At 67.0% G+C, this 26025-nt stretch carries 22 protein-coding genes and 1 pseudogene; 12 read left to right on the top strand and 11 right to left on the bottom strand.

Going from position 1 to position 26025, the window contains the following annotated elements; all coding sequences use genetic code 11:
• Nucleotides 1–110 precede the first annotated feature (110 nt).
• Together ACFPU0_RS13825 and ACFPU0_RS13820 are read right to left on the bottom strand one after the other, a co-directional pair.
• On the bottom strand, nt 111–3188 hold the full coding sequence (locus ACFPU0_RS13825) for an efflux RND transporter permease subunit (RefSeq protein WP_377693646.1): 3078 nt from the start codon (nt 3186–3188) through the stop codon (nt 111–113).
• Nucleotide 3189: 1 nt separating this feature from the next.
• Nucleotides 3190–4287, bottom strand: a complete 1098-nt coding sequence (locus ACFPU0_RS13820) for an efflux RND transporter periplasmic adaptor subunit (protein WP_377693645.1) — start codon at nt 4285–4287, stop codon at nt 3190–3192.
• Nucleotides 4288–4431: 144 nt separating this feature from the next.
• Between ACFPU0_RS13820 and ACFPU0_RS13815 the strand changes: the two genes are divergently transcribed.
• Nucleotides 4432–4566, top strand: coding sequence for a hypothetical protein (locus ACFPU0_RS13815; protein WP_377693644.1), 135 nt, complete (start codon nt 4432–4434; stop codon nt 4564–4566).
• Complete coding sequence (locus ACFPU0_RS13810; RefSeq protein ID WP_377693643.1) at nt 4563–5762, top strand: MFS transporter; 1200 nt, start codon at nt 4563–4565, stop codon at nt 5760–5762. Before ACFPU0_RS13815 ends, ACFPU0_RS13810 begins: the two co-directional genes overlap by 4 nt.
• Before the next feature lie 107 nt (nt 5763–5869).
• On the opposite strand, the gene ACFPU0_RS13805 is transcribed toward ACFPU0_RS13810, so the two are convergent.
• Nucleotides 5870–6316, bottom strand: coding sequence for an Ohr family peroxiredoxin (locus ACFPU0_RS13805; protein WP_377693642.1), 447 nt, complete (start codon nt 6314–6316; stop codon nt 5870–5872).
• 306 nt (nt 6317–6622) lie between these two features.
• On the opposite strand from ACFPU0_RS13805, the gene ACFPU0_RS13800 reads away from it, so the two are divergent.
• Nucleotides 6623–7084 (top strand): MarR family winged helix-turn-helix transcriptional regulator, encoded by a 462-nt coding sequence (locus ACFPU0_RS13800; protein WP_377693641.1) that lies wholly within the window; start codon nt 6623–6625, stop codon nt 7082–7084.
• A gap of 93 nt (nt 7085–7177) precedes the next feature.
• Here the strand turns inward: ACFPU0_RS13800 and ACFPU0_RS13795 are convergent, their stop codons facing one another.
• Nucleotides 7178–11314, bottom strand: a complete 4137-nt coding sequence (locus ACFPU0_RS13795) for a sulfite reductase subunit alpha (protein WP_377693640.1) — start codon at nt 11312–11314, stop codon at nt 7178–7180.
• A 603-nt stretch (nt 11315–11917) separates the two neighbouring features.
• On the opposite strand from ACFPU0_RS13795, the gene nirB reads away from it, so the two are divergent.
• Nucleotides 11918–14479 carry a nitrite reductase large subunit NirB gene (gene nirB / locus ACFPU0_RS13790; RefSeq protein WP_377693639.1) on the top strand — a complete coding sequence of 854 codons (2562 nt, stop codon included), beginning with the start codon at nt 11918–11920 and terminating at the stop codon, nt 14477–14479.
• Nucleotides 14479–14847, top strand: a complete 369-nt coding sequence (nirD, locus tag ACFPU0_RS13785) for a nitrite reductase small subunit NirD (protein ID WP_377693638.1) — start codon at nt 14479–14481, stop codon at nt 14845–14847. The genes nirB and nirD overlap by 1 nt, the downstream gene beginning before the upstream one ends.
• Before the next feature lie 410 nt (nt 14848–15257).
• On the opposite strand, the gene ACFPU0_RS13780 is transcribed toward nirD, so the two are convergent.
• Entirely contained in the window at nt 15258–15917 is a 660-nt protein-coding gene (locus tag ACFPU0_RS13780; RefSeq protein ID WP_377693637.1) for a gamma-glutamylcyclotransferase, read from the bottom strand.
• A 292-nt stretch (nt 15918–16209) separates the two neighbouring features.
• Between ACFPU0_RS13780 and ACFPU0_RS13775 the strand changes: the two genes are divergently transcribed.
• From ACFPU0_RS13775 to ACFPU0_RS13765, 3 genes are all read left to right on the top strand, one after another.
• The gene (locus tag ACFPU0_RS13775; protein WP_377693635.1) at nt 16210–16866 is read left to right on the top strand and encodes a DUF3313 domain-containing protein; all 657 of its coding nucleotides are present in this window, start codon (nt 16210–16212) and stop codon (nt 16864–16866) included.
• A 205-nt stretch (nt 16867–17071) separates the two neighbouring features.
• Complete coding sequence (locus ACFPU0_RS13770) at nt 17072–17410, top strand: DUF3302 domain-containing protein (RefSeq protein WP_377693712.1); 339 nt, start codon at nt 17072–17074, stop codon at nt 17408–17410.
• Between the two features lies 1 nt (nt 17411).
• Nucleotides 17412–18371 (top strand): HlyD family secretion protein, encoded by a 960-nt coding sequence (locus tag ACFPU0_RS13765; RefSeq protein ID WP_377693634.1) that lies wholly within the window; start codon nt 17412–17414, stop codon nt 18369–18371.
• A 259-nt stretch (nt 18372–18630) separates the two neighbouring features.
• Here the strand turns inward: ACFPU0_RS13765 and ACFPU0_RS13760 are convergent, their stop codons facing one another.
• Nucleotides 18631–19131 (bottom strand): porin family protein, encoded by a 501-nt coding sequence (locus tag ACFPU0_RS13760; protein WP_377693633.1) that lies wholly within the window; start codon nt 19129–19131, stop codon nt 18631–18633.
• 49 nt (nt 19132–19180) lie between these two features.
• A complete protein-coding gene (locus ACFPU0_RS13755; protein WP_377693632.1) occupies nt 19181–19855 on the bottom strand; it encodes a DUF3313 domain-containing protein in 675 nt (224 codons plus the stop codon).
• A 296-nt stretch (nt 19856–20151) separates the two neighbouring features.
• On the opposite strand from ACFPU0_RS13755, the gene ACFPU0_RS13750 reads away from it, so the two are divergent.
• Together ACFPU0_RS13750 and ACFPU0_RS13745 are read left to right on the top strand one after the other, a co-directional pair.
• The gene (locus ACFPU0_RS13750; protein ID WP_377693631.1) at nt 20152–20991 is read left to right on the top strand and encodes a winged helix-turn-helix domain-containing protein; all 840 of its coding nucleotides are present in this window, start codon (nt 20152–20154) and stop codon (nt 20989–20991) included.
• Complete coding sequence (locus ACFPU0_RS13745) at nt 20988–21461, top strand: hypothetical protein (RefSeq protein WP_377693630.1); 474 nt, start codon at nt 20988–20990, stop codon at nt 21459–21461. Before ACFPU0_RS13750 ends, ACFPU0_RS13745 begins: the two co-directional genes overlap by 4 nt.
• 26 nt (nt 21462–21487) lie before the next feature.
• On the opposite strand, the gene ACFPU0_RS13740 is transcribed toward ACFPU0_RS13745, so the two are convergent.
• Complete coding sequence (locus ACFPU0_RS13740; RefSeq protein ID WP_377693629.1) at nt 21488–21847, bottom strand: hypothetical protein; 360 nt, start codon at nt 21845–21847, stop codon at nt 21488–21490.
• A 107-nt stretch (nt 21848–21954) separates the two neighbouring features.
• Here ACFPU0_RS13740 and ACFPU0_RS13735 point away from each other — a divergent pair, with 107 nt between their 5' ends.
• Complete coding sequence (locus ACFPU0_RS13735; protein ID WP_377693628.1) at nt 21955–23031, top strand: hypothetical protein; 1077 nt, start codon at nt 21955–21957, stop codon at nt 23029–23031.
• Nucleotides 23031–23450, top strand: coding sequence for a hypothetical protein (locus ACFPU0_RS13730; protein ID WP_377693627.1), 420 nt, complete (start codon nt 23031–23033; stop codon nt 23448–23450). Before ACFPU0_RS13735 ends, ACFPU0_RS13730 begins: the two co-directional genes overlap by 1 nt.
• 4 nt (nt 23451–23454) lie before the next feature.
• Here the strand turns inward: ACFPU0_RS13730 and ACFPU0_RS13725 are convergent, their stop codons facing one another.
• From ACFPU0_RS13725 to ACFPU0_RS13715, 3 genes and pseudogenes are all read right to left on the bottom strand, one after another.
• Nucleotides 23455–24576 (bottom strand): sigma-54 interaction domain-containing protein, encoded by a 1122-nt coding sequence (locus tag ACFPU0_RS13725; protein WP_377693626.1) that lies wholly within the window; start codon nt 24574–24576, stop codon nt 23455–23457.
• Complete coding sequence (locus tag ACFPU0_RS13720; protein WP_377693625.1) at nt 24573–25757, bottom strand: acyl-CoA dehydrogenase family protein; 1185 nt, start codon at nt 25755–25757, stop codon at nt 24573–24575. The genes ACFPU0_RS13725 and ACFPU0_RS13720 overlap by 4 nt, the downstream gene beginning before the upstream one ends.
• Before the next feature lie 122 nt (nt 25758–25879).
• Nucleotides 25880–26020: pseudogene (locus ACFPU0_RS13715) on the bottom strand (alkanesulfonate monooxygenase); the annotation flags it as partial.
• Nucleotides 26021–26025: the final 5 nt, after the last annotated feature.

The following is a 26025-nucleotide window of genomic DNA, read 5'->3' as shown; positions in this document are numbered from 1 at the left end:
GGGCGAATTCATTCGCCAAGCAGGCCGCAGGTCTGCCCTGCAAGGCCCCAGGGGGCAGCTGCGCTGCCCTTGGCGAATGAATTCGCCCCTACAGGATTAGCGCCGCCAGTTCATGCCACGGCAACCTCGCTCTCCACCACCTTCTCCCTGTTGCGCAGCACCAATGCGCAAAGCGCCGGCAGGAACAGCAGGGTCAGCAGCGTGCCCACCAGCACACCGCCGATCAGCACGTAGGCCAGGGCCGACCAGAACACCGAGAAGGTCAGCGGGATGAAGGCCAGGGCCGCGGCCAGGGCGGTGAGCAGCACCGGGCGGGCGCGGCGTACCGTGGCTTCGATGATGGCCTCCCGCAGGGGCCGGCCATGGGTCTGCTCCTGCTGGATCTGGTCGGTGAAGATCAGGGTATTGCGCATCAGGATGCCGCCGATGCCGATCAGCGCCAGGATGGCGTTGAAGCCGAACGGCTGGTTGAACAGCAGCAGCGCCGGCACGGCACCGATCAGGCCCAGGGGTGCGGTGGCGAAGACCATGAACATCAGGGCGAAGGAGCGCACCTGGAACATGATCACCACCAGGGTCAGCAGGATCATCACCGGGAACAGCGCGGCCAGCGCCTTGTTGGCCTTGGCGCTTTCCTCCACCGGGCCGCCGATGGTGACCCGGTAGCCCGCCGGCAGCTTGGCGATCAGTGGCTGCAGGTCGGCGTACACGGCCTTTTCCACATCCGGCGGCTGGGTGCCCTTGATGATGTCGGCGCGCACTTCGAAGGTCAGCTCGCGGTCGCGGCGCTTGAGGATGGGCTCCTCCATCACCGGCTGGAAGCGGCCCACCTGTTCCAGCGGCACCGAGACGCCGGCGGCGTTGGTGATGGTCAGGCCCTCGATGCCGCCGAGGTTCTCCCGCTGGGCGTTCTGCGCGCGCACCATCACCGCGACGGTGCGGGTGCCTTCGCGCACTTCGGTCACCGGGTTGCCGGTCAGCAGGGCGTTGAGCTGGCTCTTCACCTCATTGGGGGTGAAGCCGAGCAGGCGCAGGCGGTCCTGGTCCAGCACCAGGCGATAGGCGCTGTTGCGCTCGCCCCAGTCGACGAAGCTGTCGCGGGTCATCGGGTTGGCAGCCACCACCTGGCGCACCTCTTCGCTGATCTGCCGCAGCTGCTCGAGGTTCGGGCCGGAGACGCGGAACACCACCGGGAAGGGCACCGGCGGGCCGAACACCAGCTGGGTCACGCGCACCCGCGCCGAGGGGAATTCACCGTCCGCGATACGCGCCTGCATGCGCTCCCTGAGGGCGTCGCGGGCCTTGGAGTCGGCGGTCTGCACGACGATCTTGGCGAAGGCCGGGTCCGGCAGCTCCGGATTCAGGGAGAGGAAGAAGCGTGGCGCACCGCCACCCACATAGGCGTCCACCAGTCTGGTCTGGGGCTCTTCCAGGAGGGCTTTCTCCACCTGGGCGACCACCGCCTCGGTGGCCTTGAAGGCGCTGCCCGGTGGCATGTAGACCTCCACCAGCAACTCGGAGCGATCGGAGTTGGGGAAGAACTGCTTCTTCACCACGCCCATGCCCAGGACGCTGCCGACGAAGGCGAGCACCACCAGGGCGGTGACCGTCTTGCGGTGGTTCACGCACCAGGTCACCAGGGCGCGCAGGCGCTGGTGGAGGCGGGTGGAATAGAGCGCTTCATGGCCGCCGGGCACCGGCTTTATCTTCGGCAGCAGCTTCACCCCCAGGTAGGGGGTGAAGAACACCGCCACCAGCCAGGAGGCGAGGAGGGCGAAGCCGACGATCCAGAAGATGTTGCCGGCGTATTCCCCGGCGCCGGACTTGGCGAAGCCCACCGGCAGGAAGCCGATCACCGTCACCAGGGTGCCGGTGAGCATGGGCGCGGCGGTGGAGGTCCAGGCGAAGGTGGCGGCCTGGATGCGATCCAGGCCTTCCTCCAGTTTCACCACCATCATCTCGATGGCGATGATGGCGTCGTCCACCAGGAGGCCCAGGGAGAGGATCAGCGCGCCGAGGGTGATGCGGTCGAACTCGCGGCCGCTCATCAGCATCACCACGAAGACGATGGACAGGGTCAGGGGCACGGCGGCGGCCACCACCAGGCCGACGCGCAAGCCCAGGGCGATCAGGCTGATCAGCATCACCACGCCGAGGGCGACGAAGAACTTCAGCATGAATTCGTTCACCGCCAGGCGAATCTTCTCGGCCTGGTCGGAGACCTTGTCGAAGGTCACGCCGAGCGGCAGTCCGGCATGGATGCGGTCTTCCTCGGCGTTGAGCGACTTGTCCAGCTCCAGGCCGTTGAAGTGCGGGGCCATGATCACGCCGAGCATCAGCGCCGGTTCGCCCTGGTGGCGGATGCGGTAGGTCGGCGGGTCCTCGTAGCCGCGTTTCACCGTGGCCACGTCGGCGATGCGCAGCAGCTTGCCGTTGGCGTTGATCGGCACGTTCTCGATCAGCGCCAGGCTGTCGAAGGCACCGTCCAGGCGGATGTGGGCACGCGGGCCGGCGGTCTCGACGAAGCCGGCCGGGGCCACGCCGTTCTGCTTGCCCAAGGCTTCGAAGATCTGTTCCGGCTTCAGGCCGAGGGTGGCCAGTCGCTGGTAGGAAAACTCGACGAAGACGCGCTGGGCCTGTTCACCGAGGATGTTCACCTTCTTCACGCCGGGCAGGCGCAGCAGGCCCTGGCGCAGGTCTTCGGCCATCTGCACCAGCTGGCGGTGGGGCATCTGCCCGCCTTCCAGCGCATAGAGGGCGAAGTAGACGTCGGAATACTCATCGTTGAAGAAGGGCCCGATCACGCCCTGGGGCAGGCGCTTGGCTTCGTCCGAGAGTTTCTTGCGGGTCTGGTAGAAGAGCTCCTGGATGTCGCCCGGGCGGGTGGAGTCCATGAACTGGATCTTCATCGAGACGAAGCCGGGCTGGGCGATGGTTTCCACCCGGTCATAGAAGTCCAGCTCCTGCAGGCGCTTCTCCAGGCGGTCGGCCACCTGTTCCTGCATTTCCCGCGCGGTGGCGCCGGGCCAGGCGGCGGTGACGGTCATGGTCTTGACCGTGAAGGACGGGTCTTCGGCGCGGCCCAGCTTGCTGAAGGCGATGGCGCCGGCCACCAGGGTGGCGATGATCAGGAACAGGGTCACCGCCCGGTTGCGTACCGCGAAGGCGGAAAGGTTGAAGCGGCTCATCTCAGTGCTCCAGGGCCAGCGACGGCGCCGGCAGTTCACGCACGCTGTCGCCCGCGTTCAGCAGATGGGCGCCGAGGGCGACGATGCGCTCGCCCGGCTGCAGGCCGCCTTCCAGCACCGCTTCTTCCTGTTCGAGGCGCACCACATGTACCGGGCGCAGTTCCACCTTGCCGTCCGCCTTGATGACCCAGACGCCGGTGCCCTGGCCCTTGTCGTGCAGGGCGCCCAGCGGTACGCGCAGCAGTTGCTGGCGGGCCGCACCGTCCAGGCGCAGGGTGATGGTGGAGCCGATGGCCAGGGCCGCGGAATCGCCGCCCAGGGTGTAGCGGGCGCGGAAGGTGCGGGTGGTGGCGTCGGCCGCGGCGGAAAGCTCGCGCAGGGTGGCCGGTACCGCGTCGCCGGAGGCGCCATAGGGATAGGCGCGGGCCGCATGGCTGGCCAGGGAACGCTGGGTTTCCGGGATGTCGATCACCGCCTCGCGGGCGCCGTCGTGGGCCAGGCTGGCGACTATCTGCCCTTCGGCAACCACCTGGCCGCGATCCACCCGCACATCGGTGATCACGCCATCGGCATCGGCCTTGAGGGTGGAGTAGGCGCGGCGGTTCTCCACCTGGGCGGCTTCGGAGGTGGCGGCGGCCTGCTCGGCCTGGGCTACCCGCAGGCGCGTGTTGGCCTGATCGTAGATCTGCCGGGACACGGCACCGGTGCCGGTCAGGCGGCGATAGCGGGCTTCGTCGTCGCGGGCCTGGCGCAGCTCGGCTTCGGCGGCGGTGACGCGGTTGCGCGCGGCGCGCAGGGCCAGTTCGAAGTCGGTGTTGTCCAGCACCAGCAGCACGTCGCCGCGCTTCACCCGGGTGCCCGGGTCCACCTTGCGCGCGATCACCTTGCCGCCGACGCGAAAGCCCAGGTCGCTGGTGGTGCGTGCCGCCACCACGCCGGTATAGAGCGCGTCCTGCTGGGCGGCGGCCTGCACGTCGGTGGCCAGCACCGCGCGCAGCAGGGGAGCGCTGACGCTGCTGTCGGCCTGGCTGTGGCAGCCACCCAGGGCCAGCAGTGCGGCGGGGATCAGGGCGAGTAGGGCAAGGTGCGGACGATTCATGGAGCGATCCTCGGGTTCGGCGACGACGGGGCGGGAATACCGCAGGTCGAAAATATGATAGGCATAATCTAATTTCGTGTATATATGTCACTCGTCATCTAACTCGTCGACCCAGGGGCTGGGCGACCAACGGAGGTACCTGCGATGAACCACGTAGAAGAAAAGGTGGAGAACGGTGCGAGCTGCGCGGCACCGTCCAGTGTCGGCAGCGACGACTGGCAGGCCCTTGAATGGCAACTGATGGCTCTCGCGGCTGGCGAAGAAGGAGCCGAGCAATGAACCCGTCCCGCCTGCTGCTGGCCATCCTCATGGTGCTGACCGCCCTGGGGGAAATTTCCACCCAACTGATCATTCCCGCCCTCGGCGGCATCGAGCAGGGCCTGGGCGCCGGGCATGGCGCCAGCCTGGCCGCGCTATCGAGCTTCGTTGCCGCCTTCGGCATTGGCCAATTGCTGCTGGGGCCGCTGTCCGACCGCGTGGGCCGTCGCCCGGTGCTGATCGGCGGGCTCGGCCTCTACCTCGCCGCCACCGCCTGGATGCTGCTGGCCGACAGCATGACCGGCTTCATCCTCGGCCGCGTCGCCCAGGGCCTCGGCGCCTGCGCCGCGCTGGTGCTGGCGCGGGCCATCGTCCGCGATGTCTGGAAGGCCCAGGCGGCGCCGGCCCTGGCCATGACCGTGATCGGCATGCTCAGCGCCATCGCCCTGGCGCCCATGGCCGGCGGCCTGCTGACCCAGTGGGGCGGCTGGCACGCGCCGATCCTCGCCTCGCTGACCATCGGCGGCAGCGCGCTGCTGGCGGTGCTGGCCTTCTACCGCGAATCCAACCCGAGCCTCGATCCCAAGGCCGGCCATCCGGCTACCCTGGCGCGGGATTACTTCGACCTGCTCAAGCAGAAATCCAGCCGCGCCCTGGCCTTCACCCTGGCGGGCACCTACGGGGCGATGTTCGCGGTGGTGGCCGGTTCATCAGCCGTCTATATCGGTCTGCTCGGGCTGAGCGCGGCCGAGTACGGCCTGGCTTTCGGCGCCACCATTTCCGGGCTGATCGCCGGGGCCCTGTTCACCCAGCGCAGGATCATGCAGCTGGGCCCGCAACGCATCGTCTGCATCGGGGTCAGCCTGGTGGCCAGCGGCGCGCTCGCCACCCTGGTGGTGTACGCCACCCTCGGCCTGTCGGTGCTCGGACTCTCGCTGCCGCAGGTGCTGGTGACCCTGGGCGGCGGCATGCTGATCCCGGCCTCGGTGGCCGGCGTGGTGATGCCCAACGCCCACCGCGCGGGCCTGGCCGCCGGCCTGATGGGCTTCGCCCAGATGCTCGGCGCCACCCTGAGCGGCCTGATCCTCGGCGCCCTGCAGGACGGCAGCGCCGCGCCGATGATGGTCATCCAGGCGGTGTTCGCCGTGGCGGCCTTCAGCGGCTTCGCCCTGATGACCCGCAAGCCGCGTAGCGCGGCGGTTTCGGCAGCGGGGTGAGCGACTCCCGGGACGGGAACCCTGGCGCACTCTGCAAGAGGGAAGTCCCTTTCCCGTCGGCGCCCGGTTCGGCCAGGACTCGCCAGGCCGAACCGGTGCGTGGTGCGTCATGCGGTGAACACGTTCAGGGCGACCTCGATATTGCCGCGCGTGGCCTTGGAGTAGGGGCAGATTTCATCCGCGGCGTGGGCGAGCTTCTCGGCGACGTCCTGTGCCAGGCCGGGTATGCGGACATTGAGCCGGGCCTGGAGGATCCACTCGGCTCCGGTCTGTCCCAGGTCGACTTCGATGTCCACGGCCAGGTCGGCCGGCAGCGTCACCTTCTTCTGTGCGGCCACCAGACCGATGGCGGTGATGTAGCAGGACGACCAGGCGCCCGCGAACAACTGCTCGGCCGTCGGGTGCGGCTGGACGGCGCTCAGAACCTGCTCCTGGCCGTTGCTGCCGGACAGGTTGAGATCCAGGCTGCCATGGGCTCCACGCGCGGCGCCATCACGGCGGCTCAGGGTGGTGTGGGTCTTGCCGGTGAACAGGACTTTGTCGATCTTGGTCATGGTGATTTCCTCATTGCTTGGGTTTGGGTTTGTATCGCTAAAGATTAAATCGCATGCGATGTAGTGAAGACTGAAGCTGCCGTTGCTGGATGTCAAGGCGTGTCATTCAGCATCATCCCGGGCATCCGACCAATGGTTGTATGAGATTAAATCGTGCGCGATAAAAGTGCTTCGGTGCTAAATCACAGTCAAGGATATTTTTCGGGCGGCTTGTCCCTGGCAATTCCGGCGGTACCGAAAAAGTCGCATGCGATGTAAGATCTGGCCTTAACCCGACGTGGCCTGGTGCCAACAAGAGGAAGACAGATGAAAACCAACGAACAGGACGACCCCTCGGACGTCAAACTGGCCGATTTCCTGTGCTTCGCGGTCTACTCGACCAACCTGGCGTTCGGCAAGGTCTACAGGCCGGTTCTGGAAGCGCTCGGCCTCACCTATACCCAGTACGTCACCGTCGTCGCGCTCTGGGAAGAGAACGACCAGACCGTCAGCGGCCTCGGCGAAAAGCTCTTCCTCGAATCCAACACCCTCACGCCGATCCTCAAGAAGCTCGAGGCCATGGGCCATGTCCAGCGCATGCGCGACCCGGCCGACGAGCGCCAGGTCAGGGTCCGCCTGACCGATAGCGGGAGGCGGCTGCGCGAGCGGGCATTCGACTTCAACCTCAAGGATGCCTGTGGCCTGAGCTCCCAGGAGTTCTCCAGGCTGCAGAAGGAGATAGTCGCGCTGCGCGGCAGCCTCCTGAAGTTCGTGCGCGGCGAGGACTGAACAGGAGCCCAGGGCACGGCGCCCGAGGGCTCGGAGAAATGGGTGCACCGGGACTGGAAGGTGCGCCTCCGGTGAAAGCGTTCGGCAGCGCTTTCAATACACGTCCCGCACGTAGCGCTTGTCCCTGGCCATCGCCCCGACATAGGTCTCCGCCTCTGCGGCGCTGAGGCCGCCATGCTCGCGCACCACGGCCTTGAGTGCCGCGTCCACATCCCTGGCCATGCGGCTGGCGTCGCCGCAGACGTAGAAGTGCGCACCATCCTCCAGCCAGCGCCAGAGCTCGGCGCCCTGTTCGAGCATGCGTTGCTGCACATAGACCTTCTCTTCCTGGTCGCGGGAGAAGGCGGTGTCCAGGCGCTGCAGGTGGCCGGAAGCCTGCCAGGCCTGCAGCTCGTCCCGGTAGTAGAAGTCCGAGGCCTCCCGCTGTTCGCCGAAGAACAGCCAGTTGCGGCCCTTGGCCCCCGACGCCTGGCGTTCCTGGAGGAAGGCGCGGAAGGGCGCGATGCCGGTGCCGGGGCCGACCATGATCATCGGCCGCTCGGGGTCGGCCGGGACGCGGAAGTGGGTGGACTTCTGGATGAAGATGGGCACCTCGCCCTGGCCCGCGCGGTCGGCGAGGAAGGCCGAGCAGACGCCGCCGCGAGCGCGGTCGTCGCACTGGTAGCGCACGGTGGATACCGTCAGGTGCACTTCATCCGGGTTGGCCAGGGCGCTGGAGGCGATGGAGTAGAGGCGTGGCTGCAGGCGCTTGAGCCGCCCCAGCAGTTCCTCCGCGCTGGCCTGGATGGGGAAGGCGCGCAGCAGGTCGGCCAGTTGCCGGCCCCAGAGCCAGTCGTCCAGTTCGGCCTTGTTCGCTGGTTCCAGCAGGCGCGCCAGCTCCGTGTTGCACGAGCGCTCGGCAACGAAGCGCAGCACTTCGGGGGTGATCCTGGCGATTTCGAAATGCCGGCCCAGGGCGGTCGCCAGGGGCAGCGTGCCCTGGTCCTTCACCTCTACCGGTTGGGCGCCATCGAGGTTCAGGGCGGCCAGGACCTCGTCCACCAGCGATGGGCAGTTGCTCGGCCAGACGCCCAGGGCGTCGCCGGCCTGGTAGCTGAGGCCGCTGCCCTTGAGGTCCAGCACCACCTGCCGGGTTTCCTTCGCCGAGTCCGGCGCATTCAGCACGCGGTTATGCAGCAGGCGGCTGCGCAGGGGGCGTTGGCGGCTGTAGGTGGGGGTGACGGTGGCTTCGACCGTGGGTTCGGCGTCCACGCCCGCCAGCTCGGGCACCGGCTGCGCCAGGGTGGCACCGGCCAGGGCGTGAGATACGGCAGTCAGCCAGGCGCGCGCCGGTTCCTCGTAGTCCGGTTCGCAGTCCACCCGCGGGGCCAGGCGCCGTGCGCCGAGTTCTTCCAGGCGGGCGTCCAGCTTGCGGCCGAAGCCGCAGAACTGGTCGTAATTGGAATCCCCCATGGCCAGCACGGCGAACTCCAGGCCGGCGAGGGAGGGTGCATTGTCCGCCGACAGGGCGCTCCACAGGGTGGTGCCATTGTCGGAGGGATCGCCGTCGCCGAAGGTGCTGGCGATCAGCAGGGCGGTGCCGGCACCGGCCAGTTCGGCGGGCTGGATGGCGTCCATCGAGCGCACCGTCACGGCGCGGCCCTCGGCCTTGAGCGACTCGGCGCAGAGGTTGGCGAAGGTCTCCGCATTGCCGGTCTGGGAGCACCAGAGCACCAGCAGCGGCTTCTGCTGCGCGGGTGCCGCGGCCGGCACCGCCGGAGAGTCCCAGCTGCGGGAGAACAGGCCGGCGAGGATGCCGTCCAGCAGCAGGCGGGTGTCGGCTGTCAGGGGCGCACTGGCCGGCAGGGTGGGCACGCCGCCCAGCTTGCGGCATTCCTCGCTGCGCAGGCCGAGCAGGTAGCCCTGCAGGTAGCGCTGTTCGGTGGGGGCCAGGCTGACATCGGCGCTGGCGTCGAGGTTCAGCAGGCGGGCGAAGGCATTGATCGGCATGTCGGCGAGTTCCTCCGAAGAACCGGTCGCGGCGCTGGCCGTGGCCGTCTCGACTTCTACCAAGGGGATGAGCTGGGAGCTGGCCGGAGCGACGGGCGCCAGGGCGACGGCGCTGTACTTGAATTCCGGCTGCAGCGAAATGGGGTCGATGGCGTCGCTGGTGACGGCGTTGATCGCCAGGTCCTCGCCGTAGCGGTCGTTCCAGTGGAAGGGCGCGAAGCAGTTGCCCGGCCGCACGCGGTCGGTGACCACCGCCGGCAGCACGGCGCGGCCGCGGCGCGAGCGCACTTCCACCTGGCCCTTGTCGGTGATGCCGAGGCGCTCGGCATCCACCGGGTGGATTTCCACGAAGGGACCGGGGTTGAGCTTGTTCAGGGTGGCCACCTTGCCGGTCTTGGTCAGGGTGTGCCACTGGTGCTGCACGCGGCCGGTGTTGAGCACCAGGGGGAAAGCGTCGTCCGGCAGGTCCGCCGGGTCCATGTGCGGGCGGGCGAAGAACACGCCCTTGCCATGCTCGGTGGCGAAGGCGATGGCCGGGCGGTTGCCGTCGGCATCGAGTTCCAGCGTCTGGCTGATGCCGTCGTTGAGATAGCGGACCGGGTTGCGTGCATTGGCCTCCGAGCCCGGCGCGCAGGGCCACTGCATGGGGCCCTGGCGCAGCAGGTCGAAGCTGGCGCCACGGATGTCGTAGCCGGTCTTCGGGTTCCAGGCCAGCTTGATCTCCTCGAAGACTTCGGCGGCGCTTTCATAGCTGAAGGCATCGACGAAGCCCATGGCGCAGGCGACGCGGGCGATGATCTGCCAATCCGGCAGGCTGTCGCCGGGGGCATCCACGGCCTTTTGCGTCAGGGTCAGGTTGCGCTCGGAGTTGATCATCACACCTTCGGCCTCGGCCCAGAGGGCGCCGGGCAGGAGGATGTCGGCGTAGCGGTTGGTCTCGGTGTCGAGGAAGGCGTCCTGGGTGATCACCAGTTCGGCGGCCTGCAGGCCTTCGATGGCCTGGCGCCGGTTGGGAACCGTGGCCACCGGGTTGGTGCAGATGATCCAGCAGGCCTTGATGCTGCCCGCGCTCATTGCCTCGAACATGGCCACGGTGCCGTCGCCGCCGTCGGTGCGCAGATGGCCACGGGGCAGTCGCCAGAGGTCCTCGATGAAGTGGCGGTCGGCTTCAACCAGCAACGAGCGCTGGCCGGGCAGGCCGGGGCCCATGTAGCCCATCTCGCGGCCGCCCATGGCATTGGGCTGGCCGGTGAGGGAGAAGGGGCCGCTGCCGGGGCGGCAGATGGCGCCGGTGGCCAGGTGCAGGTTGCACAGGGCGTTGGTGTTCCAGGTGCCGTGGGTGCTCTGGTTCAGGCCCATGGTCCAGCAGCTCATCCATTCCCCGGCTTCGCCGATCCACTGGGCGGCCTTGCGGATATCCGCCTCGGGCAGACCGGTGATGGCGGCGACCCGCTCCGGGTCGTAGTCCTCGAGGAAATCCTCCATGGCCTCCCAGCCCTGGGTATGGGCCTCGATGAAGGCCGGGTCGGTGTGGCCGTTCTTGTGCAGCAGGTGGAGCAGGCCATTGAGCAGGGCCAGGTCGGTGCCCGGCCTGATCGGCAGGTAGAGGCTGGCCTTGTCGGCGGTGGCGGTGCGGCGCGGGTCGACGACGATCAGCTTCGCGCCGGCCTTGACCCTGTCCATCATGCGCAGGAAGAGGATCGGGTGGCAGTCGGCCATGTTGGCGCCGGTCACCAGGAACAGGTCGGCGCGGTCGAAGTCCTGGTAGGAGCCGGGCGGGCCGTCGGAGCCGAGGGACAGCTTGTAGCCGCTGCCGGCGCTGGCCATGCACAGCCGCGAGTTGGATTCGATATGGCGGGTGCGGATGAACCCCTTGGCCAGCTTGTTGGCCAGGTACTGGGCTTCCAGGGACATCTGCCCGGACACATAGAAGGAAATGGCGTCCGGTCCGTGGGTGTCGAGCAGCCCGCGCAGGCGATTGGCGGTGTCCTGGATGGCCTGGTCGATGCCGGTGCGCACCGGGTCGCGGCTGCGCTCGTGGCGCAGGTAGGCATGCTCCATGCGACCAGAGTCGGCCAGGGGCTGGGCGCAGGTGTTGCCCTTGGTGCACAGGCGGCCGAAGTTGGTCGGGTGGGCCTTGTCGCCGGTCACCTTGACCACGCGGTTGTCCGCCACTTCCATGACGATGCCGCAGCCGACGCCGCAATAGGGACACACGCTTCGTACTGTCTTGTTCGCCATAGCCGTACCTTGCGCAGAAACGAAAAAGCGCCATGCCACCCACCGTCGGAACGGGGGAGACACGGCGCCTTTGTCGTGGGGTAGGGCAATCGGCATTGATTGCCTCGAGGTGCCTATCGCAAGGCACATGCCAAGTTGCCCCTAACCCTCTCAAGGCGTTGCGCGGCGGTGCTTGCGGGCATTTCTCGGGTGATTTCCGCGGGTGGCGAGCCGGCTTCAGGATGGGGCGCGCGAGGTGCCGGCGCACCGTTTTGGTTCTCGGCCCGGCGGGCGCCACGAATGCTCCGGGCACAGTCGACGAAAATTGCGAAAATCGCTGCAGGCCGCGCCGTTGCTGCGCCGGGACTCTGACCAGGGAGGCGTGTCGAGCGCCTTTTCGCGGAACTGGCACAGCCACTGCATAGGCAGGACCAGGCCCACCGCGAACAGTGCGGAGGGCGGCCCGGCAGATCAATGGCGATCCTTCCCCCGGGCTGACAGGTGCGCCAGGCATTGTGGCTCGGCGGCACCCATGAATGAACAGGCAAAGGCGCCTGGGACGGCTGAGTCCCAGGCGTTTTTTTTGCCCCCGAAAACGTGATTGGCTTGGGCCGGGTGCTACCTATGAACTCCAACGTCGCTTCCACTCCTGATGTGCAAACGCTGATCGTCATCGGCAATGGCATGGTCGGCCATCATTGCGTCGAGCAACTGATCGAACGCGGCGCGCTGGACCGCTATCGCATCCAGGTTTTCAGCGAAGAGCCGCTGCGCGCCTACGACCGCGTGCACCTGTCGGAGTACTTTGGTGGCCGCGATGCCGAGTCCCTGGCGCTCGGTGAAGCCAGCCTCTCCCAGACTCCGGGCGTGACCCTGCACCTGGGTGTGCCGGTACTGGAGATCGACTGCGAACGCCGCGAGGTGATCACCGCCCAGGGCTGCGTGGCCTACGACAAGCTGGTGCTGGCCACCGGTTCCTACCCCTTCGTGCCGCCCATCGAGGGCGCCGAGGGCAACTCGCGTCTGGTCTATCGCACCCTGGCCGACCTCGACACCATCCGCGCTGCCGCCGCCCAGGCCCGTCGCGGCGTGGTAGTGGGCGGCGGCCTGCTGGGCCTGGAGGCGGCCAATGCGCTGAAGTCCCTCGGTCTCGATGCCCATGTGGTGGAGTTCGCCCCGCGCCTGATGCCGGTGCAGCTGGATGACCAGGGCGGCCAGGCGCTGAAGGCGCGGATCGAGGAACTGGGCGTGGGTGTGCACCTGTCCAAGGCCACCCAGTCCATCAGCGCCGGCGAGCAATACCGCTACCGGATGAACTTCGCCGGCGAGGACTTCCTGGAAACCGACCTGATCGTCTTCTCCGCTGGCATCCGCCCGCAGGATGCCCTGGCTCGCCAGTGCGGCCTGGAACTGGGCCCGCGCGGTGGCGTGGCCATCGACGGCCAGTGCCTGACCTCGGACAGCAACATCTACGCCATCGGCGAATGCGCGGCATGGAACGGCAGCATCTTCGGCCTGGTCGCCCCCGGCTACCAGATGGCCCGCAGCGTCGCCGCGCAGCTCTGTGGCGACGAAGCCGACCCCTTCATCGGCGCCGACATGTCCACCAAGCTGAAGCTGCTGGGCGTGGACGTGGGCTCCATCGGCGACGCCCACGGCGCGCTGCCGGGTGCCCGCAGCTACCGCTTCATCGACGAAGCCACCTCCAGCTACCGTCGCCTGGTGGTCTCGGCCGACGGCAAGCAGGCCCTGGGCGCGGTGCTGGTGGGCGACAACAGCTACTACGACACCCTGCTGCAATACGTGCAGAACGGCATCAAGCTGCCGGCCGACCCGGCCAGCCTGATCCTGCCGGCGGGCGAGGGCGCCCCGGCCCTGGGCGCCGATGCGCTGCCGGCCACCGCCACCGTGTGCTCTTGCCACAACGTCAGCAAGGGCGCCATCTGCTCCGCCATCGACGGCGGCTGCACCGACGTCGCGGGGGTCAAGGCCTGCACCAAGGCTGCCACCGGCTGCGGCGGTTGCGCGGCGCTGCTGAAACAAGTGGTGGAGCACGAGCTCTCCGCCCGTGGCGTGGCCGTGGACAAGAGCCTCTGCCAGCACTTCGCCTACACCCGCCAGGAGCTCTACGCCCTGGTCCGCGTGGAAGGCATCGAGACCTTCGAGGAGATGCTCGCCAAGCACGGCCGCGGCCATGTGGGCTGCGACATCTGCAAGCCGGCCATCGGCTCCATCCTCGCCTCCTGCTGGAACCGCCCGATCCAGGATCCCTGGCTGGTGCCGCTGCAGGACACCAACGACACCTTCATGGCCAACATGCAGAAGAACGGCACCTACTCGGTGGTGCCGCGCATCCCCGGTGGCGAGATCACCCCGGAAGGTCTGATCGCCATCGGCGAAGTGGCCAGGAAGTACAAGCTCTACACCAAGATCACCGGCGGCCAGCGCATCGACCTGTTCGGCGCCCAGCTCCACGAGCTGCCGGACATCTGGGGCGAGCTGATCGCCGCCGGCTTCGAAACCGGCCATGCCTACGGCAAGTCCACCCGTACCGTGAAGTCCTGCGTCGGCAGCACCTGGTGCCGCTACGGCGTGCAGGACAGCGTGAAGATGGCTCTGGACATCGAACACCGCTACAAGGGCCTGCGTTCGCCGCACAAGCTGAAGTTCGCCGTCTCCGGCTGCACCCGCGAGTGCGCCGAGGCGCAGAGCAAGGACGTGGGCGTGATCGCCACCGAGAAGGGCTGGAACCTCTACGTCTGCGGCAACGGCGGCATGCGCCCGCGCCACGCCGAACTGTTCGCCACCGACCTGGATGACGAGACCCTGATCCGCTACATCGACCGCTTCCTGATGTTCTACATCCGCACCGCCGACAAGCTGCAGCGCACCTCGGTCTGGCGCGAGAGCCTGGAGGGCGGCCTGGACTACCTCAAGGCGGTGATCATCGACGACAGCCTGGGGCTGGCCGATGAACTGGAAGCGCAGATGCAACTGGTGGTGGACCGCTACGAGTGCGAGTGGGCCAACGCCATCAAGGACCCGGAGAAGCTCAAGCGCTTCCGCACCTTCGTCAATGACGGCCGTAGCGACCCGGATATCCGATTCATCGAAGAACGCGGCCAGATCCGCCCGCTGCGGGTGGACGAAGCCGAGCTTATTCCCTTGGTGGAGGAGGTGGTCTGATGAACCAAGCAAGCGTGCAACCCAGTGAAGTCCGGGGCCGTTGGCAAGCCGTCTGCAACCGCACCGACCTGGTGCCCAATTCCGGCGTGGTGGCCTGGGTGACCAATATCCAGGTGGCGCTGTTCTACCTGCCGGGGGAGGCCGGCGAGCAGCTCTTCGCGGTGCAGAACCATGATCCGCTGGCGCGGGCCAATGTGATCGGCCGCGGCATAGTCGGCCACCTCGACGGCGCCCTGGTGATCGCCTCGCCGCTGTACAAGCAGCACTACCGCCTGGAAGACGGCGCCTGCCTGGAGTACCCGGAGCAGCAGCTGCGGGTGTGGCCGGTGCGCCTCACGGGGGATGTGGTGGAGATCGGGCTGGGTTGAGATTCGGATTCGGGATCGGAAGCTTGTGGGAGCGAATTCATTCGCGAATGAATTCGCTCCCACAAGGGCAGAGTGCTTCGTAGCCCGGGCGGCACGCATTTCCTGTAGGGGCGAATTCATTCGCCAAGGGCAGCGCAGCTGCCCCCTGGGGCCTTGCAGGGCAGACCTGCGGCCTGCTTGGCGAATGAATTCGCCCCTACAAGGACAGAAGCTCGGTAGCCCGGATGAGATCCGGGAGCGGGCTGCACCCGGGCCAAGGTCCTCCCCGGAAGGCAGGTTTTTCCTGTGGGGGCGAATTCATTCGCCAAGGGCAGCGAAGCTGCCCCCTGGGGCCTTGCAGGGCAGACCTGCGGCCTGCTTGGCGAATGAATTCGCCCCTGCAAGGGTGGCCGGATGCGGTCCGGCCGTCCTCAACTGAAATCCAGCGCCCGCTGCTTACAGCAGCGCACCAGCGCTTCTTCCAGCTTGCGGTCGGGCATGGCGTGGGCGCGCAGGATGCGGGCCGTCTTCTCCACGTAGTCGCGGGTGGTGCCGTAGTGGCCACTGGCGTTGTCGAAGACCTGGCGCAGCACGTGGTCGGGCAGGGCGCCGGCGTAGCAGGCGATATCGCGCCGCAGCACGAAGCCCAGGGCCTGCACACTGGGCCCGCGTTCCAATTGGCAGTTGAGCCACTTCGGCTGGTAGGCGGCATCGGGCATTTCCCGTTGCCAGAGGGCGAAGAGGTGTTCTTCCAGTTGCTCGTCCGGCAGCCGGTAAGCGAAACCGGCGCAGGAGCCGCCCCGGTCCAGTCCGAGCACCAGGCCGGGTGTCTCCGGGGTGCCGCGATGAATCTGCGACCAGAGGTAGAGCCCACGGTGGTAGCCATGGATGCGCGCGCGACGGGTTTCCTCGGTCGGGCATTCCGGCCGCCAGATCAGCGACCCATAGGCGAACAGCCAGACCGGACCGCCCTGATGGCGGGACATGGTGTTTTCCAGGGAAGCGAGCAATTCGGCGCGGGCGAGTTGTACCGGCTGTTCGAGCAGGGGCGGGTAGGACAGGTTCTGGAGCGCGGGATCAGGGCCGTGCATTGCTTGAAGTCAGGCTCCTCGACGACTACGCGGACAGTTTTACCAGTTGTAGCACCGCCCGCGTACTGGCGTTCGTCGAAATGCGCGGGCGCCAATGAATTCGCCCCACGGGCGCCGATGCCTCCAGGCAGAGGACATCTTTTGTTGCAAGGAACATCTTCGCGTTGTCATGAAATGCTAAGTTTTTGTCGTGAAATGCGAAGTCGCCAAAAGTGGCTGTCCATAGGCTTGGCCGCCATTCAGCTGGGGCTGGAGCCGCTGCAGGGCCCGCCCCGAAAGCCCTGGAGTATTTATGGTGAAACCGCTTTTCGGATTGGCGTTGGCAGGTTTGGTCCTGCTCGGCAGTGGCTGTTCCAGCAAGGTCACCCAGCCTGAGCAGTATTCAGGCTTTCTCGGGGACTACTCGCAGCTCGAGGAAACCAGGTCCGCCAGCGGCGAGCCGGTGCTGCGCTGGACGGCGCCGGACTTCGACCCGCAGCGCTACGGCTCGCTGCTGGTGGAAAAGCCGGTCTTCCATCCCGCCCAGGCGCCCGGCGACCAGATGAGCCAGCAGACCCTGGACCAGATCGCCACCTATATGCGCCTGGCGCTGCAGCGCGAACTGGTGGGCAAGCTGCGTCTGGTGGGCAAGCCCGAGGCGGACACCCTGGTGCTGCGCCCGGCCATCTCCGCGGTGGCGGTTTCCACCGAGCAGCTGAAGGCCTACGAGGTCATCCCGATCGCCTTGCTGGCTGCCGCCGCGACCACGGCCACCGGCACCCGTGACCAGGAAGTGACCCTGTACGCGGAGCTGGAGGCCGTGGATGCCAACAGCGGCGAACCCGTCGTCCGGATGGTGCGCAAGGGCCAGGGATTGAGCCTGGAAAACCGCAGGACGCCGCTGGTCCTGGATGACCTCAAGCCCCTGCTCGATGACTGGGCACGGGACGCGCGTGATTTCCGGCCCTGACGGGCCGCCTTCGATCGAGCGACGAGTCGGCACCGGTGCCCGCCAGCAGGCGGGCATCGGTTCCTCTCCGCGTGCTCGCCCTTTGACCCGGGCTGAACGGCCGGGTCGCAAACCCCATGCAGGCGCACCTTCTCCGGCAGTGGACATGAGACGGCCGGAACAGGCATGCCCCTGCCAATCAGGTGATTGAATGCTCAGTGATGGAATTCTCGATTACTTCGCCCTCGGCGTGCTGTTCTTCGTCGTGATCGTCCTGTTCTACGGGATCATCGTGCTCCACGACATTCCCTACGAGATCGCCAAGCGGCGCAACCACCCGCACCGGGACGCCATCCATGCCGCTGGCTGGGTGAGCCTGTTCACCCTCCACGCACTCTGGCCGTTCCTGTGGATCTGGGCCATGTTGTACCGCGAGGACCGGGGCTGGGGTTTCGGCGTGCCGCGGGCGGAACTGGAGCAGCAGTTGGCCGACATGCGCCAGCGCCTGGAACGGCTGGAAGGGCAGGCGCCCGTCCGTTCCGCGGCCGCGGTCGAGGAGGCCTGACATGGACCTGTTGCTGATCCTTACCTATACGGCCATCTGCGTCGCGATCTTCAAGATCTTCCGCATCCCGCTGAACAAGTGGTCGGTGCCCACGGCCGCCCTGGGCGGCGTGGTGCTGATCGGCGCGCTGATCTTCCTGATGAACTACAACCACCCGTACTCCGAGGTGGCGCGCAGCTACTTCGTGTCGACCCCGGTGATCCCGGTGGTGTCCGGCCAGGTGGTGGAGGTGCCGGTCAAATCCAATCAGCCGCTGGAGAAGGGCGATGTGCTGTTCCGCATCGACCCGACGCCCTTCGAAAACCGGGTGAAGTCGCTCCAGGCGCAGCTGGTGGCGGCGCGGGCCGACCAGTCCCGCGCCCGCGAGCTGGCCGCCCGCAACGTCGGCAACCGGCGTGATGTGGACCTCACCACCGCGCGGGTGGAAGACCTGCAGGCGCAGCTGAATATCGCCCGGTTCGAACTGGACAACACCGTGGTGCGCGCGCCGGGCAAGGGCTTCGCCACCCATGTGTCGCTGCGCCCGGGGATGATGGCGACGCGGCTGCCGCTGCGCCCGTCCATGGTGTTCATCCCGGACGAGGGCCACTACTTCGCCGCCTGGATGCGGCAGAACAGCCAGCTGCGCCTGACCCCCGGCGACGAGGCGGAAGTGGCCTTCGATGGCATTCCCGGCCGGGTGTTCAAGGGCGAAGTGAAGCAGGTGATCGGGGTGATCGGCGAAGGCCAGGTGCAGCCGTCCGGTACCCTGGTCAGCTTCAGCGGTTCACCGCCACCCGGGCGGGTGCCGGTGATCATCGAGATCACCGATCCGGACTATGCCCATTACGCGGCGCTGATGCCCGGCGGTTCCTACGGCCAGGCGGCACTCTACAGCCAGCATTTCCACCATGTCGCGGTGATGCGCAAGATCCTCCTGCGCATGGCGGCCTGGATGAACTACATCTTCCCCTTCCACTGAGCCGGGCGCCGCTCCCGCCCGCGGGGCGGGAGCGGCGTTGCCTGTCACGGTTCAAGTCGTTTGGGATTCATCGGTAGGGTGCGCCGTGCGCACCAGCGGTTGAGTATCGCGCGATGGCCGAGCCAGCAATCGGTGCGCGCAGCGCACCCTACGGCGGGCCAAGTGCGGGAGTCATGCCTTGAATGCAGTTGTTGGAGGGCCGCTCTGGTGCGACCCGGGAAGGAGGCGGCGCGCTGCCGGGGCAGGGCCGCCAGGCGGATCAGAACTTCAGGTAGGCGCTGGCGCTGGTCTGGTCGAGGTCGACGTCGCCGACCTTCAGCACTTCCTGTTCCAGGCGTACGCCGAAGTTGCGGAACACATCCAGTTCGACGCCGAGTCCGTAGGTCAGGTCCAGGTCGCTGCTGTCGCCGGCGATATCCGCGTCGGCATCCCAGGCGTGGACACCGGCACTGGCGAACAGGCGCAGGCGGTCGCCCACCGGTACGCCGAAGTGGGCGGCAGCCTGGAGGGAGTGGCCATCGAAGTCAGCGCGGCCGCCGTCGAAGCTGCCCAGGTCGACCCAGGCGCCTTCCACGGCCAGGTAGGGGTTGAAGCGGTAGCCGACGTAGGCCTTGTAGCTGTTGTCCTCGTCGCCCAGGGTGTGTTCGTCGATTTCCACCCGGGTCACGCCGCCGCCGAGGTAGAGGCCGCGGTCGTCCGCGAAGGCGCCGAGGGAGGTGATCGCCAGGACGGCGGCTGCAAGCTGTTTGCCGAATTTCATGGGTTTTCCTGCAAGGTCTGTTGAAAGGGTTGGGGGGGAAGGGTTGGGATCAGGCCGATCCCTTGCGCTGGAATTCCCTGTCCAGGCGTTCGCGAATCTGCCGCGCCGTCGCATCCATGGCGGGATAGATGTCCTCGACGACGGGCCTCGCGGATTGCTCGATGTTCCTGCCGCTGGCGCGGTCGACCGCGCGACCCAGGGTTTCGCCGGTCAGGCCATCGGTGACTTCGCTTTCGAAGAACAGGTAGAGGGTTTCATCGCGCACACCGGTGGCGTGCAGGGAGAGGCCGACCAGGAAGCCGATCGGGATGTATTCCATGACGCTCGGATCACGCGGTTCGCGCTTGATGTCGGTGATCGAGGCACGGAGCGTCAGCGCCCCCGGCGTGGGGCGGTCCACCAGGCGGTAACCGGCGGAGGAAAGTTGCTGTTCGAGTTGTCCGCGAAAGTGCCGCAGCAGTTTGTCGGTATCCGCGTCGGATTCGTCGAAAGACGATTGGTTGTTGGCAAGTGAGAGTGGTTTTGGCAGATCGATGAATACCGTCTTGTGGTGGTTCCAGAAAAAAGGCGTGGGGTATTTCTTCCAGGCGATGCTGTCCTCGTCTCTTTCGATTATTTGCAATGGGGCATTGGCTTGTGGCGTGGATATGTCGATGGCGGGGGCCATCGAACAGCCGAACAAACTCAGCGAAAGCGAGAGGATGGAAAGTTCTCTGATATGCATGGGGATTCCTGTTGATGTCGCGTCGATCCGCCCGGCACAGGCACTGGGAGGTAGTCGCGGGGCCGCGGCCAGCATGGCGGGGCGGCGTGCCGTCGGACGGCGCGCCTGGAGCAGAGGGGCGTACAGGTGTATGCTGCGCGCCCCGTCCGGCGCATCCGCACTCTGAGCCAGCCGCGAAGAAAACAAGAATCAAAAATCGTCATTTCTGCTCTGCAGCGCGCAGCTCGAAGCCGATGTGCGAGAGAATTCGTGTCTTCTCCCGCGGGTAATGAAATCAATTAGCTCAGCGAACTTTCATGAAAAGCCAGTTCCAGTTCTTCCTGAAGGGCGGCGATAGTGTCTTATTCGACGCCGCGAACAATCAGTTGCATATGGGCTCGAATTCGGGCGAGCCGCGAACAGTGACGATTTCCTATTCGGAATCACGTTTGTTGCAACTTCTGCTGGATTCTCCGGGAGAAACCCGGAGCCGCAACGAGATAATGGAGTACGCCTGGGATAATCGAGTCGTCGCCGCTGGAAGTCTGAATCAGGCGATATTCACCCTGCGCAACCTGATCGATGACGGCACCGACCACGAACTGCTGCAGACAGTCCCGCGGCGGGGCTACAGGTTCAATGCGCAGTACCTGGCTGCCGAGCCTGCGCCCGCAGCGGCCGTCGCCGAAGCGCCGGCCGGCGGCGTCGAAGAAGAAGGGCGGCCGGAGGCGAATGTTCCGCCCGCCGCCGTTGGGCAGCGGCTGATCGCGCTGCTGCAGTCGCGCAAGCTGTTGCTGCCCGCCTATGCAGCGATCTTCTGCCTGCTCGCCCTGGTGGGCCTGTATCGCGGCGGCTTGCTCGACGGCGCCTCCTCCGACCTGGTGATCGAGGATGTGCCGGTAGGGCCGATGACCTACCACTTCGTCGGCGACAGCGCGGAGGAGAATGCCCGCAGCCGCGAGGTCTTCAAGCAGGTGTTGAACACCCGTGAGGAAGGCCTCGCCGGGCACGCCTGGATCAATCGCTCGAACCGGCTCTACGACCTCAGCTGCCTTCGCGTCGACGGTTCGACGGAAAACCTGATCTTTCTCGAGGACAACCCGATGGCCAATCTGCACCTGGAAATGGTCCGGCGCTGCATGAGGGGCCAGCCATGACGCTGAGCCGCTTCAAGCATGCCTTCATCCTCGCTGGCCTCGCCCTGCTGGCGGTGACCGGCCTGGTGATCGACCGCCCGGCCTACACCCGCGGGGTTTCCTATCACGGCGCCAACGACATCCTGCTCAACGACGGGACCCTGATCCGCTCGGAGGAGCGGATCATCATCGGCGATATGTTCAGCTTCGCCGCCATGGAGCGTGTCGCCTCGGAGGTGAACTATGGATCCCTGGTGGCGGAGGTCGTCGATTCCGGGACGCGCAATCTCGACCTGCGCCTGCAGAAGGCCAATACCAGCCGCGCCAGGCCGATGGAGCGGATGAGCGAAATCCCGGACCTGTTCTTCGGCCGCCAGTACGGCCTGGCAACGGGGGCGATGCTGCGCCTGGAGTTCCTGCCGGTGCCGGACAGCGGGGTGATCTGCTACTACGCACGGGAAATCGACAACCTCCGCTGCCTGAGCCGCTGAAAGGACCGGTGCCGCGAACTCCGCCCTCAGGAGGTTTCCCGCAGGCGGAGTTCGCGGCGCTCCATGAGCGCTCCGTCCAGGCCAAGGGTTTCGATGGCGAGGACGATCATCGGCCATTGCACGCGGACGACCTTGATGCGGGTGAGGGTATCCGGCGAGCGCTGGATGACCAGGCTTTCCCCGGGAGTGCGACACAGGACCAGCATTGCGAACCTTCCATTGCGGTTGTCGCGCCGATTGTCGAAGTCGCCGCAGGCCCGATGCGAATCAAAAATGTTCATTGCCCGCCCCGCGCGGGCTGTTGGCCGCTTCCTGCAGACGCCGTCGCCCGTGGCGCCGCGGCGCAAGGGCGGCGTTGAGCGCAAATGAGGATTGGTGATTTTCATTGCCGCCCCTCCCTTTCGAGAATCCGGCCATCCCGCGGATGACCCGATGCAGGCCATGGCCTGCCGGGAGACACCGGGATCGGTCTTGCTACGAGAAGGGGCGTCGAATGAAGTTCTTACCTGTCATCAGGCTTGTCTGCTGGGGCATCTGTTCGGTCCTGGTGGTCCTGTCCTTCGGGGTCATGGGCAGTTCCGTCATCGGCGGGGCGCTGATGCTGTCCGGCGCGGCCTGGCTGTGCCCTGCGTCCTGGCGGGCCATAGAAAGCCTGTCGGGAAAACAGGGCAGCAGCATGGCCGTGGCGATACTGGCGGTGCCGCTGTTCCTCCTCGGCGTGCATATCGCCACCCATGCCGGGAACCCCGACAAGCCACTCAGCCTGCTGCACCTGCTGGCCGACGCGGAACCGGTGATCCAGCCCGACGCACGCCTCCCTCCGGAGGTGAATCCCGGCGCGCTGAATTTCTTCCGTCACGTCATGGAGCAGGACTACCTGAGCGCCCTGGCGGGCGGGACGTCGGCGCTGAACAGCCTGTCGATGGTCAATCCGGTGGAGCGCCTGCCCAGTTCGAAACTGGCGCGACTCTACGAAGGCGACGAGGCGGCCATCGACCCGCTCGACAAGGGCCGCAAGCTCATCGTCAGTGGCGAGATCCTCGCCGTGCGGGTGGATTTCGCCGATGACGTGGTCGTCGAACTCCCTGGCGCCGACGAGCTGTTCAACGTCCAGGCGAAACTGCATGGCGACCCGCAGAAATTTCCCGGGCCGGTGATGGAGGGGAGCTACGTGAGCCTGTACTGCACCCTGTTCGGCAAGGTCGCCGGGGACAGTGCCAGCCACCTCTACCTGACTGACTGCACCCGGGTCGATTTCACCCCCGACGCCAGGGCCTATGCCGACAACCTCACCGAAGCCCTGCGCGGCTGGCTGCATACCGGCGGCAAGCATATTTTCCCTTCGGACGATGCGGCCACCTACTTCCTCGTCACCTACCTGTCGGGTACCCAGCTGCCGCCGGGCAACCCCTGCCTGCGCGAAGAGGCCTTGCCGGAAGAGTGCGTGAACGCCCTGGAAGGCGTGCAGGCCGGCGCGCTGTTCGAGAAGGCGCGGGGCGACCTGCGGCGCTGGCAGGACTGGCTCGGCCTGCCGACGCCGGCCGGCCATGTCCAGCTGAGCAGTCGCTGATGGGGCTTTCCATCCGTGCCCTGGCGGCCTGCTGCCTGATCGGATCGGCCCTGTCCGCCCCCGCGCCGGCGGCACAGGTGCAGCTGCGTGGGCACTGGCTGCAGCCGCTCGACGACGAGGACAGTTTCGTCGCCGTGCTGAGTCGCGACGAAGACGGCGACGCAGTAGCCGCGGAACTGCATCTGGAGGCCTTTCGCGATGGCCTCGCCCTCGGCGAGGAGGTGCACCGGATCGCGCTGCCGGAAGCGGTGCGTCTGTTCGCCTTGCCGCTGGAGGAGGAGGTCGACTGCTACCGGGTCATTGCGGTGGTGGGCCTGGATGCAGCGGGCGACCAGGTCTCGGCCGAGGACGGCTCGATGGAGCCTGAGGAGTGCGAGGCCCCCGAGCTGCTGCCCGTCGGGGCGTCCCGGCCGAGCTGAGCGATCAGACCGAGAGCTGCACGTCGCGCTGGCCGTCGATGCGTTGCACGCCACGGCGGCTCACCACCAGTTCGCCGATGGCGATCAGGCGGCTGCGGGTGACATTGCGGCTGAGGCCGAGCAGGTTGGCGGTGTGCACCTGGTTGTAGTGGCAGTGGTGGTAGGCCGCCCGCAGCAGCGCGTCTTCCACCTTCTGGTGGAGGTTGCCGGCCTGTTCTTCGAAGAGCCGCTGGAAGGCTTGCTGCAGTTGCGCTTCGGCGCCTCCTTCTGTCGCGCGGGGCTCGTCCGGGCGGTCGATGCGCAGGTTGGACAGGTGCAGGTCGGCGGCCTGGATCACACCGTCGCGGCAGATCAGCAAGGTGTGGTGGATGACGTTCTCCAGCTCGCGGATGTTGCCCGGCCAGGAGTAGCCGCGCAGCTTGCGTTCGGCCTCGGGGGCGAGTTCGCTGCGGCCGTAGCCGAGGCGGCGGCTGTATTCGTCAATGAAGTGGCGGGTCAGCGGCAGGATGTCGCCGGGGCGCTCGCGCAGCGGGCTGAGTTCCAGGCTGACGACGTTGAGCCGGTAGTAGAGGTCCTCGCGGAAGTGGCCGGCGTTGATGGCCTTCTCCAGTTGCACATTGGTCGCGGCCAGCACCCGCACATCGATGGGGATGCTCTTGCGCGAACCCAGGCGCACCACTTCGCGCTCCTGCAGCACCCGCAGCAGCTTGACCTGGATGGGCATGGGCAGGTCGCCGATCTCGTCGAGGAACAGGGTGCCGCCGTTGGCTGCTTCGAACCAGCCGGCCTTGGCCGCCAGGGCGCCGGTGAAGGCGCCTTTCTCATGGCCGAACAGCTCGGCCTCCACCAGGGATTCGGAGAAGGCGCCGCAGTTGACCGCCACGAAGGGGCCGTTGCGGCGGCCGCTGAGGTTGTGCACATGGCGCGCCACCAGCTCCTTGCCGGTACCGGTCTCGCCGATGATCAACACGCTGGCCTCGCTGGGTGCCACTTGCTGCAGGTGCGCCAGCAGGGCCTGGGACTTCGGGTCCTCGAAGACCTGGGCGGTGGCCCGCACCGAGGTGGCCAGGGCCGGGGAGGGGGGCAGGGTGAGCAGGCTGGAGGAAGTTTGGCGCGGTGCTTTCATGAGTAGAAGGTCGGCTTCGGCAGGGTCTGGTTGAGGGCCCACTCGCCCAGCTCGCGGACCTTGTAGTCCACCGGGTCGTGCAGGGTCTGGGTGCGCAGGTTGCGCCAATGGCGGTCAAGGCGCAGGGCGGCGTGGGTGGAGCGCGCGCCGGTGACTTCGAACAGGCGGCTGCACAGGTCGAGGCCGGTGCGGGTGGCGGCCACCTTGGCGGTGGCGATGGCCAGGGCCAGTTCGCCGCGCTGGGCGTCGCCAAGGTCGGGGCCCTGGTTCCAGGCGGCATCCAGCAGGGTGGCGGCCCGTTGCACCAGGGCACGCACGCTTTCCAGGCCGACCCAGAATTCGCCGTAGTGGGCCAGCACATAGGGGTCTTCGCCGATCTGGCTGGCCGTTGACTTGAACCAGGGACGGGCTTCCTTGAGGGTGTAGGCGCGCGCTTCCTCGAAGGAGCCTTCGGCGATGCCCAGGAAGATGTGAGTGAAGATCAGTTGGGCGATCAGCGGGCGCAGGCAGGCGAAGGGCGTGCTCAGCGGGCCCGGGTCCAGCAGCAGTTCGTTCTCCTCGACCCGTACCCGCTCGAAGGTGGCGCTGCCGCTGTCGGTCTGGCGCTGGCCCATGTTGTCCCAGTCGTCCGCCAGGCTGATGCCGCTGCGCGCCGTGGGGACGGCGGCGATCAGCAGCTTGCCGGTTTCTTCATCGAGGCCCGAGGCGATCAGCATCTGCGAATCCAGGGCGCCGGAGCAGAAGCTTTTCTTGCCGGAGAACTCGCGCCAGCCGTCCTGTTTCTTCACCGTGGTGCGTGTGTCCAGCGGGTTCAGGGCGTTGCCCCAGAACCAGCGGTTGCGTGCGGTGAGCTGGAACCAGGGCTGCCACTGCTCGGGGCGGGAAAACAGGCGCACCGTGGCCAGCATCAGGTGCTGGAAGCCGAAGACATGGGCGATGGAACTGTCCACCCGGGCGAACTCGCGTACCACGTTCAGTGTGGTCTGCCAGTCCTGGCCCAGGCCGCCATAAGCCTGGGGAATGATCAGCGACAGCAGGCCGCTCTGGCGGATGGCGTCGCGTTCGGCCTTCGGCGTGCCGCCGCGGGCATCGCGCTCGGCGGCGGTTTCGGCGAACCCTGCCGCCAGCTCACGGGCGACCTCCAGGGGCGAGGGGAGGGTGAGATGCTGCGGGGCATTCACGCGGAGTACCTCTTCAGGTGATGTTCTTGTCGTCGAAGTGCCCCTTCGCGGGGAAGGGGCGAGGCGGTTCAGCCCGCGGCGGCCCTGGGCCGCGCGTCGTTGGCGATCATCTCGCCGAAGGGGCCGGTGGGGATCCGCACGCCGTGGTAGCCGAGGCTGTCGGCGGCCTGCGCGACCTGCTTGAGGTAGGGCAGGGAGACCGGTCGGGCGCCCTGGCTGGTGCCGAGGAAATGACCGTCGCCGTGGGTGGGGAGAAACCAGAAACGTT

The sequence above is a fragment of the Pseudomonas sp. GCM10022186 genome (genome assembly GCF_042656385.1).
Lineage (GTDB): Bacteria > Pseudomonadota > Gammaproteobacteria > Pseudomonadales > Pseudomonadaceae > Metapseudomonas.
The sequence above is the reverse complement of the archived record's forward strand: the minus strand, read 5'-3'. Positions and strand labels throughout refer to the sequence as shown.

Coding starts and splice junctions, on each gene's coding strand:
- ACFPU0_RS13825 (WP_377693646.1), bottom strand. CDS start 3,188: ATGAGCCGCTTCAACCTTTCCGCCTTCGCGGTACGCAACCGGGCGGTG.
- ACFPU0_RS13820 (WP_377693645.1), bottom strand. CDS start 4,287: ATGAATCGTCCGCACCTTGCCCTACTCGCCCTGATCCCCGCCGCACTG.
- ACFPU0_RS13815 (WP_377693644.1), top strand. CDS start 4,432: ATGAACCACGTAGAAGAAAAGGTGGAGAACGGTGCGAGCTGCGCGGCA.
- ACFPU0_RS13810 (WP_377693643.1), top strand. CDS start 4,563: ATGAACCCGTCCCGCCTGCTGCTGGCCATCCTCATGGTGCTGACCGCC.
- ACFPU0_RS13805 (WP_377693642.1), bottom strand. CDS start 6,316: ATGACCAAGATCGACAAAGTCCTGTTCACCGGCAAGACCCACACCACC.
- ACFPU0_RS13800 (WP_377693641.1), top strand. CDS start 6,623: ATGAAAACCAACGAACAGGACGACCCCTCGGACGTCAAACTGGCCGAT.
- ACFPU0_RS13795 (WP_377693640.1), bottom strand. CDS start 11,314: ATGGCGAACAAGACAGTACGAAGCGTGTGTCCCTATTGCGGCGTCGGC.
- nirB (WP_377693639.1), top strand. CDS start 11,918: ATGAACTCCAACGTCGCTTCCACTCCTGATGTGCAAACGCTGATCGTC.
- nirD (WP_377693638.1), top strand. CDS start 14,479: ATGAACCAAGCAAGCGTGCAACCCAGTGAAGTCCGGGGCCGTTGGCAA.
- ACFPU0_RS13780 (WP_377693637.1), bottom strand. CDS start 15,917: ATGCACGGCCCTGATCCCGCGCTCCAGAACCTGTCCTACCCGCCCCTG.
- ACFPU0_RS13775 (WP_377693635.1), top strand. CDS start 16,210: ATGGTGAAACCGCTTTTCGGATTGGCGTTGGCAGGTTTGGTCCTGCTC.
- ACFPU0_RS13765 (WP_377693634.1), top strand. CDS start 17,412: ATGGACCTGTTGCTGATCCTTACCTATACGGCCATCTGCGTCGCGATC.
- ACFPU0_RS13760 (WP_377693633.1), bottom strand. CDS start 19,131: ATGAAATTCGGCAAACAGCTTGCAGCCGCCGTCCTGGCGATCACCTCC.
- ACFPU0_RS13755 (WP_377693632.1), bottom strand. CDS start 19,855: ATGCATATCAGAGAACTTTCCATCCTCTCGCTTTCGCTGAGTTTGTTC.
- ACFPU0_RS13750 (WP_377693631.1), top strand. CDS start 20,152: ATGAAAAGCCAGTTCCAGTTCTTCCTGAAGGGCGGCGATAGTGTCTTA.
- ACFPU0_RS13745 (WP_377693630.1), top strand. CDS start 20,988: ATGACGCTGAGCCGCTTCAAGCATGCCTTCATCCTCGCTGGCCTCGCC.
- ACFPU0_RS13740 (WP_377693629.1), bottom strand. CDS start 21,847: ATGAAAATCACCAATCCTCATTTGCGCTCAACGCCGCCCTTGCGCCGC.
- ACFPU0_RS13735 (WP_377693628.1), top strand. CDS start 21,955: ATGAAGTTCTTACCTGTCATCAGGCTTGTCTGCTGGGGCATCTGTTCG.
- ACFPU0_RS13730 (WP_377693627.1), top strand. CDS start 23,031: ATGGGGCTTTCCATCCGTGCCCTGGCGGCCTGCTGCCTGATCGGATCG.
- ACFPU0_RS13725 (WP_377693626.1), bottom strand. CDS start 24,576: ATGAAAGCACCGCGCCAAACTTCCTCCAGCCTGCTCACCCTGCCCCCC.